General features: G+C 42.6%; 5 protein-coding genes. All 5 read left to right on the top strand.

Annotation, left to right across the window (positions count from 1 at the left end):
- Positions 1–911 (top strand): SLC13 family permease (locus AB7U36_RS14560; RefSeq protein WP_428160461.1); only part of this gene is annotated, 911 nt, incomplete at its 5' end.
- Between the two features lie 147 nt (positions 912–1,058).
- Positions 1,059–2,477, top strand: a complete 1,419-nt coding sequence (locus AB7U36_RS14555; protein WP_428160460.1) for an ATP-binding protein — start codon at positions 1,059–1,061, stop codon at positions 2,475–2,477.
- A gap of 14 nt (positions 2,478–2,491) precedes the next feature.
- Positions 2,492–3,844 (top strand): sigma-54-dependent transcriptional regulator, encoded by a 1,353-nt coding sequence (locus AB7U36_RS14550; protein ID WP_428160459.1) that lies wholly within the window; start codon positions 2,492–2,494, stop codon positions 3,842–3,844.
- 264 nt (positions 3,845–4,108) lie between these two features.
- Positions 4,109–5,866 (top strand): substrate-binding domain-containing protein, encoded by a 1,758-nt coding sequence (locus tag AB7U36_RS14545; RefSeq protein ID WP_428160458.1) that lies wholly within the window; start codon positions 4,109–4,111, stop codon positions 5,864–5,866.
- A gap of 137 nt (positions 5,867–6,003) precedes the next feature.
- On the top strand, positions 6,004–7,532 hold a 1,529-nt coding region (locus AB7U36_RS14540), incomplete at its 3' end, for a PAS domain S-box protein (RefSeq protein WP_428160457.1).

The following is a 7,532-nucleotide window of genomic DNA, read 5'->3' as shown; positions in this document are numbered from 1 at the left end:
AGATAAAACCTGCCCTTGATACCTTTGCAGAGTTTCTGGCCAACACCAATGCCGGCATGGCCGAGGTGATTGTGGCACCAAGATCTGAACTCATCGGCAAAACATTGAACGAGGTTAATTTCAAGGAGATGTACGGACTCAATCCTTTGGTGCTGTTCAAGGATAATCGAAAATATTATTCCGGCCTGACCAATATCCGGCTGGCCATGGGAGATACCCTACTGCTTCAGGGTCCATGGGATAAATTCCATATCCTGATGAACAGGCCCAAACCCAGGTCCCTGGTGTTCGCCTCTAAACTTGAGGGTGAAATCCTGCGGCCCCAGAAAGCAATGCTGGCTGTGGGTTGGCTGGCTCTTGCACTTTTTCAGATCGTTGTCTTGAAAATCCAGCTGTCCGTGGCGCTTATGTCCGGGGCGCTTGGCATGATCATTACCGGTGTTCTCACCGTTGACGAGGCATACCTGTCAGTTGACTGGATGACGGTATTTCTTCTGGCAGGCCTCATTCCTTTGGGTATTGCCTTTGAAAAAACCGGTACGGCCGGGTTTATTGCCCACACGGTGCTCAAATTGATCGGGACGCCGTCGCCCATCGTCCTTTTAGCAGTGGTGGGCATCATGGCATCTTTTTTTACGCTGGTTATCTCCAATGTGGGAGCCACGGTGCTTCTGGTTCCCCTGTGCATGAACATGGCCGTGATGGCCGGGGCTGATCCTAGAATGGCTGCACTGGTGGTGGGGATTTCAGCGTCCAATACTTTCGTACTGCCCACCCACCAGGTCAACGCCTTGATCATGCGTCCGGGTGGATACAGAACCATTGACTACGCCAAGGCCGGTGCAGTAATGACGGTGCTGTTTCTTACCGTGGAATTGGCCGTGATCTATTTCTTCTACGGTATTTCTTAACCTTAAATACCAAAAGTATTCCCCCCCCCGTGCCGGCCGGATTCCATTGTGACCGGCCGGCACGTTTATTGTAGCGTTTTATGTTAAGTGAAAAAATAAACCGGATATAACCTTGTTTCCCTTTATGAACAACTATATAAGTGGATTATGAGTTTCAGTCTTAGGCAAAAAATATCATTTCTTTTCCTGGTTTTCATGGTGGTGAACAGTATTATCTGGTTTATAAACCACTACAGCAATTCCACAGTGCTGAACACCCTGGTGCTCATTGAAAAAAAACGGGACCTGCTGGATACGGTGCTTGAGGCCAGGCGTTACGAGAAAAATTTTTTCTTAAGAAAAGATCTCAAGGATCTGTCCCTGGCCCTGTCATACATCGGTAAAATTGATGAAAAGCAGGCGCACATTGAAAAAGCGTTTTCTGATCTTGTGGCAAGGGACCCATTTTTTCAACAACGCAGCCAGGCCATCAATGCCTACCGCGCCAACATGGAAAGGCTGTTAACCCTGTATAAAAGTGGTACAGTCTCTTCTGAGCAGTCTTTGCAGATTCAAAATACGGTAACCCACCTTGGGCGGGAACTGACCACCGATATTGAACAGGTCGTAAAAACAGAGAAAAAAAAGGTGTTTGAACTGCTGGACCGGTCCAGGGAATACCTGATGATTTCCCTGCTCTTATTGTTTATTCTCACGGTGCTTGCCACCATTTTTCTGGTCATCAAGCTTAATCGCCCCTTAAAGGCCATTGAAACCGGCATTAAACACATTGCCAAGGGAGATTATGATAAAATTCCGGCAATAAAAACCGGAGACGAGTTTGAATCTTTGGCCGTGAGTCTGAATGATATGATTGAAGAACTCGACCGGCGTAAGACTCAGCTGATCCAGGCCGAGAAAATGTCATCTTTGGGGACACTTACCTCCGGGGTGGCCCATGAACTGAACAACCCGTTGAACAACATCTCCACCAGTGTCCAGATTATCCAGGAGGAAATCGAAGACCCGGATATTAATTATAAAAAAATGCTTTTGACCAATGTCGAGCAGGAAATCAATCGGTCAAAGGAAATTATCCGTGCCCTGCTTGATTTTTCCAGGCAAAGTGATTTCAGTCTTGAACCGGTCCTGTTTAAAAAATTGGTTAATAACACCATGCACCTGATTACAGGAGACATCCCTTCGGAAATTGAGGTGGAGATTACCGTTCCCGATAATGTTGAAGGACGCATGGATCCCCGGCGCATCCAGCAGGTACTGCTTAATCTGATCATCAATGCCGTATTTGCCATGGAAAACCAGGAAAGCGGGCGTCTCACCATTTCAGCGTTCAAGGACAGTCAGGCACACGCCTTTGTTTTTACGGTTGAGGATACGGGAAAGGGGATAAAAGAGGAGCATCTGGCCAAAATTTTTGATCCTTTTTTTACCACCCGGGAAGTGGGAAAGGGATCGGGTCTAGGACTTTCCATTATCCATGGCATCATTGAGCATCACGGCGGGACAATCAGCGTGGATTCCAGCCTTGGCCACGGTACAATATTTACCGTCAGTCTGCCGGATTGACATTAGGAAGCACCATGCAGGAACATATTCTCATTATCGAAGATGAGCAGATCGCCCTTAAAAATCTTGAGCACATTCTGGTTAAGGATGAATATAAAGTTACGGCCGTAGACAGCGGTATTAAAGGACTTGACCTTATCAAATCCAAGACCTTTGATCTGATTATTACCGATTACAAGATGAAGAAAATCGACGGCATGCAGATCCTTGAACACAGCCGGGAACTGCAGCCTTACACCGAGGTCATCATGATCACCGGCTACGCCACGGTGGACAATGCGGTTATCGCCATGAAAGAAGGGGCCTATCATTATATCGCAAAGCCCTACAAAATTGACGAGGTCCGGCAGATCATCAAACAGGCCCTGCTCAAGCGATCCCTTCAAGTGGAAAATCAAGCGCTTAGAAATCAACTTGACCAGAAGTCAAAGCTGCCTGAAATCATTGGCAACAGCCCACCCATGCGCCAGGTGAAAAAGACCATTGCCCAGGTGGCCCAGACAGATATCTCCGTATTGCTTTTAGGTGAAAGCGGCACGGGTAAAGAGCTTGTGGCAAGGGCAATTCACAGCCTTTCCAGTCGGAAAAATCATGAAATGGTCGCGTTCAACTGCGGCTCATTCTCAGAGGATCTCATACCCAATGAGCTTTTCGGCCATGAGAAAGAGGCATTCACCGGCGCCATAAAAACCAAAAAAGGCCTGTTTGAGTTTGCCGACCAGGGCACAGTGTTTTTTGATGAAATCGGGGATATGCCGGCTTCCATGCAGATCAAAATCCTTCGGGTGATCCAGGAAAAAGAGATTATGCGGGTGGGCAGCACCCAGACCGTGGCTGTGGATCTAAGATTCATTGCCGCCACCCACCGGGATCTGCGTCACGAGGTGGAGCAGGGCCATTTCCGCCAGGACCTTTATTTCCGGCTCAACGTGGCATCCATCACACTGCCTGCCCTGGTAGACAGGAAAGAGGACATTCCACTTCTGGCCTATCATTTTCTGGCAAAGAAAAACCGGGATATGGGAAAAAATATCAAGGAAATTGACCGGTCTACCATGGACTTCCTTGTCAACTATACCTGGCCGGGAAACGTCCGGGAACTTGAAAACATCATAGAACGGGCCGTGGCCATGGAAAACAGCGAAGTGATATATCCCGAGGCACTACCCGACCATCTCCCGCAGCTGGCCATTGAAACCTACCGCATAGCCCCGGAAGGCAAAATTCCCACCATGAAGGAGCAGGAAAAACGGTATATCCAGTGGGTGCTGGAGCAGACCAACTGGAACAAAACCCGCGCTGCTGAAATCATGGAAATCGACCGGGTCTCTTTGTGGCGCAAAATTAAAGCTTTTAAATTGGAATAACGGCCATGGGCTGCCCTGGTCTCTATCAGCACCCAGGCTTAACCCACAACGAAACATGGAAGCCAATTCTACAACTCTTCAGTAGAATTATTTCGCAATCTGCTGGATTCAATTAAATAACATGCCAATTTTGTTGGTTTTTTCGTTTGCGTCTTGCGTTGTGTCAACCGGCACATATTTCAATTAAACCCTGATATTTTTGTATGAGATCATTCCAAAGTGTAGTATTCTGATTTCTTAAATCCAAAGACAGGAGAGACAACAATGAAGAAATTACACAGGCTGGTTATTTTATCCTCTGTTTTTTTTTGCGCTGCAATCTCATTAATCCCTTCAATCGTGATTGCTGATAACGATCACACCATTGCTCTGGTCATGAAGGCTTTAACCAACCCCTTTTTTTTAAAAATGGAACAGGGTGCCAAAAATTTTGCGAAAGAAAATGAAATTCCATTAGAGGTTTTTGGAATTATAAATGAAACTGACACATTCCACCAAATAAGTATTATGGAAAGTCTGATTTCAAGAAACATTGGTGCCATTGTGCTTGCGCCGGTGGATTCAAAAAAATTGGTGCCTGTTTGTAAGAAAGCCATTAAAAAAGGAATTACAGTTATCAATATCGATAACCCGTTAGATAATAATCTGCTTAGCAAAGAAGGGCTAAACATACCATTTGTAGGATCTAACAACCAGACGGGTGGTGAGATTTTAGGACAATATATTAAGCAACAACTCAAAGGAGAAGGGCGTGTCATTGTCATTGAGGGGATTCGGGGGGTAGAAAATGCCGAACTTCGTAAATCAGGTTTTGTAAAAGCCGTTACAAAAAATTCTTCAATTTGGATTGTGGCATCAGAGTCGGCAAATTGGAAAACAGAAGAAGCGTTTTCTGTAACTATGAAATTATTGCAAAAGCATTCTTCTATTGATGCGATTTTTTGTGCAAACGACAAAATGGCCCTCGGAACATTACAGGCGATAGATATTTTAGATCTGAATAAAAAGATCCTCATTGCCGGATACGATAATATAGAATCTGTTAGAAATGAGATCAGACATAAAAAAATCCACGCAACAATGGAACAGCATCCGGAACTTATGGGGGCATACGGTGTGATGCTCGCCCAAAAAAAAATAAACGGAGAGGCTGTTCCTGATAAACTGGCGACACCTTTAGATATTATCACTTACGAAACTTTTGGTAAAAAAATCGCATTCTCCATTCCTGATATGAAAAATCCTTTTTTTGTATCAATGGCTGACGGTGCCCAAAAGGCAGCCGAACTATATGGCATTGAACTCATAATGAATAGTGCCGAGAATAACGATTCAAAACAATTGATGGACTTGGCTGAATTTCAAAAGAGTAATCCCGATATCATATTTTTAAATCCGACAAATGCTGAGTCTGTCGTTCCGGGTATTGAGATGGCAGCTATGAATAAGATACCGGTCATACCTGTGGATAGAAAATCAGCCGGCGGAAAAATCCTTTGTCATGTAGGCCCAGATAATTTTGAAGGTGGTAGAATGGCGGCTAGATTGTTGGCAGATATATTAAAAGAAAAAGGAAATATTGTCGAAATCGAAGGCATTCCAGGAACATCATCATCTCATGATCGTGGCTATGGGTTCAATCACGAACTAAAAAAATTTAATAATATAAAAATAATCGCCAGAGAAGCGGCAAATTTCGACCGGGAGCAAGCCAAACAAGTCATGACTAAGTTACTGCGTGAGAATGTCTATTTCGATGCTGTTTTTGCACATAATGATAATATGATTCTTGGGGTGGCAGACGCACTATCAGAACTTAAATTATCACAAAACAAAATTCTTGTCGGATTCGATGCAATTAGAGAGGCTGTTCAAGCTGTAAAAACAAAAAGGATAACTGCAACAATAGCGCAGCACCCCCAAAAAATGGGACGAATGGCTCTTGAAATAACGGCAAAGTATTTTCGAGGTGAAGAAATTCCATCCAGTATCCCCCTAACTCTTTCCGTAATAAAAAAATAGGTGTTCATTTGTTTAGAACGATTAGCAGCAAAATTAGCGCTATAGCAATCCTTCTTATCCTTTTATTCGTGGTGAATTATGGATTGTTAACTTATTTTCTTAATGAGCAAAAAATATTAGCAACACAGATGTTGGAGATGTCTCAGGCTGAGAGGAAACTGCATGCGTTAAATGGTGGATTTTATGAAAGTCTATTTTGGGAGAAAAAAGTTCTTGAAGGAAAAAATCCGGAGGCTATTGCAAATTATGGCGCTTCGATTTCAAGTATAAAAACGGAACTTAGAGAGTTAGAAGATTTTGAGACAAATAAAACGATTCAATCAAAATTGCATTCTATTCGGGCCGGGATTCTCCATCACGAAACAATTTTCAATGATGCTCAACAATTAAAAACAACCCAGAATCTTCACAGGACAAGTCTGAATACAAGTTACCGATCGTTGAGTTCAAATATTTTGAATGGCGATATGAGGCAATTCTTTAAACCTCTTTTTAATCTAAATCATTTTTTTATCGTTTACATCATGCAGCAGGATGAACCTGTTTATCATTCACTAATCATGGTCGTTGATTACCTTTATAAAAAGATTGAACAAATAGACCCATCTGACGACAGGAGCAAGGGATATCTTTTATCTTTTAAAAATTTATTGCAGGAGGACTTCAAACTAGCCAATCTAATAAATAACGCCGAAGAACATTTTGAGTTAGTAAACACCAGCCTTCTCAATCAGTTTGATGATGTTTTTACAGAAGCTTCAGCATTGTTCAAAAGTAAATATGTCGAGGCCGAATCTAAAAGAAACAATCTAAACAACATGGCGTTATTTTTAACGATCATCAGTGTAACCCTAATGGGTTTTGTTTTCTATCTGTTTTCAAAAACGATTGTTACACCGATACGCTCTCTTGCTATGGTGATGCGTAAGGTGAGAGAGGGGAAATTTGATGAAAGATTTTTTTGGGCCGGCAATAAAAAAGATGAATTAATTGGATATGGATATCATTTCAATATAATGTTGGATACGCTTCAAGAACATGAGGCGCTTTTAAAGACACTTATTGAAACGATTCCCGATCTGGTATGGTTGAAAAATCCCCAAGGCGAATACTTATTATGCAACTTAAGATTTGAACGCTTTTTTGGTGCAAAACAAAAAGATATCATAGGAAAAACAGATTACGATTTTGTGGATAAAAAATTAGCGGATTTTTTTAAAAAAATGGATCTGGCGGCAATACGCGCTAACGAACCGTGTATAAATGAGGAAGAGATAGTTTATGCGGAGGATGGACACAAAGAATATCTTGAAACAATAAAGACACCCGTGTTTGATTCTGAAGGTAATCTTAAAGGGGTTCTCGGGATTGCAAGAGATATCACTGAAAGGAAGAAAAACGAAGAAGAAAAAATTCAAGCATACTTCGCCCTTGAAGAACATAAAAAATTAGCTCTGGTTGGGAAAATCGCGGGGAAAATGGCTCATGATTTCAATAATATCCTTGGAATCATAATGGGGCAATCCGAGTTAGGCTTGTTCAGGTGTAAAGAACAGGAAACGTTAAAAATATTTCAGGTTATATTCGATCAATCTTTGCGGGGAAGAAATTTAACCAAGAATTTAGTTGCGTTTGCCAAAGATCAAGAACCCAAATACGAGTATTT

The sequence above is a fragment of the Desulfobacter sp. genome (assembly GCF_050177295.1).
Note: the sequence above shows the minus strand (reverse complement) of the source record. Positions and strands in the feature narration are given on the sequence as shown.